The sequence below is a fragment of the Methylovulum psychrotolerans genome (assembly GCF_002923755.1).
Taxonomy (GTDB): Bacteria; Pseudomonadota; Gammaproteobacteria; order Methylococcales; family Methylomonadaceae; genus Methylovulum; species Methylovulum psychrotolerans.
The window spans coordinates 1-1,458 of record NZ_PGFZ01000075.1 but is presented as its reverse complement, the minus strand read 5'-3'; the positions used below and the strand labels follow the sequence as shown (position 1 = coordinate 1,458).

General features: G+C 61.4%; 1 protein-coding gene. It reads right to left on the bottom strand.

Annotated elements, in window-relative coordinates:
* Positions 1-255 precede the first annotated feature (255 nt).
* Positions 256-1,458, bottom strand: a 1,203-nt coding sequence (locus AADEFJLK_RS23635; RefSeq protein WP_103976038.1) for a type II toxin-antitoxin system HipA family toxin, incomplete at its 5' end; no start/stop codon positions are given.

Sequence of the window (1,458 nt, the reverse complement as noted above, 5' to 3'; positions counted from 1 at the left end):
GCTCGGCCTTATGGCGCGGTGAGATTGATAACTGTCATTTCCAAAACTCAATTAATAGAGTTAGAGCGAGAGAAAGTAATTCTGGGGGTTATCTATACCACTGTAGCCGACAAGTGGTTTTTAACACGGTTAAGCTGAAAAAATTATTCACCGAACCGCCGGGCGGCGGGGGGTTTTGTAGGTAAGGGGAGGGGGGGGTTGCCGGACAAACGGCTTCGGGCCGCCCCGAACCCCGCCCCCAGGATGCCGGCGCCCTTAACGGCCTATAATGGAAAAGGGGTTGAAAAATTGCCGGCCCCAGAGCAGGTTCTTGTCGGTTCCGGACAAGCGGGCTTCGGCGCACACCCCGTCCCAGTGCGTTTCGATGGCCGCCGCCACCCGGTCAATAATGGCGTGCGCCTCGTCCTTGCCGAGCAGGAAATGGTGCGCCGCCGCCAGGCAGGTGGCGAGCTGGCTGAGATTGTCGGTGCCGGTGATCCGCATGGCCTGGGAGGCCTCATAACCGGTGCGGGCCTGCGGGCAGATATCATACGCCGGGGTCAGCCTGAGGGTTTGGCCGTCCCAAAAGGCCGCATGGTTGCGGGCGTGGTCGTCGGTGTTGCCGCACAGGACATTGAACACCAGGCGGGAGAACAGTTCCCTGAGCGTGTTTTTGGGGTGGGCGAAGCGGTGCCGGATGATCGCCGCCAGCTCTTCGTAACTGGCATAACGCGCCGCCATCTCATCCAGCCCGAACAGGGTCAATGCCGACACCATCGCCTTGCGCGACCACCCCGCCGCAGTTTTTTCGCGGTCAAACCGCTCGACCAGCAAAACGTCCTTATGGGCGGCTTGCCCCAGCCGGACGGCGGCCACCTCCAGCCCCGCCAAGGCGGCCAAGCGCATGGCAATGAATTCGGCCTTGACGACGCTGTACAGGTCGGTGCCGGAAGAAAATTTGGCGATGTATTTTTTGCCTTGGTCTTCGACCAGGGCTTTGGGGCGCGCCCCGCCAATGGAACTGCCGTGAAACAGGGCCTGGCCGAGTTCCGGCGAAAGCGGCAGGCCTTTTTCCACACGTTCCGCCGCTTCCAAGAGTTCCTCCATGCTGGCGTTAGTGTAGGCGCGGGGGCTATATTCTGAGGGCGACCGCTGAAAATCCAGGGCGCCGATGCGGTCCGAGCCCGATTCCAGCAGGTAGGTCAGCTCGTCCAGCACGGCGGTATCCGCACCGGCGCCTTTCAAGCCCCATTTTTTGTTGATGATCACCCGCCGCCCCCACGCATCCGGGGCGGCGTCACGGATGCAGCCGGGCATGCTCAGCCCGTCCAATAAAGGCAAGACCCCCCGTCTTAAAGGCAATTCCGGTTCGTAAATGGCGATGGCCGGGTTGCTGTCCTTGACGCGTTCCAGATAGCTTTGGCCGTAATTGAAGTGTATTGTGCCGCCGCCGCCCTCCAGCTTGCCCGCGACGACCGG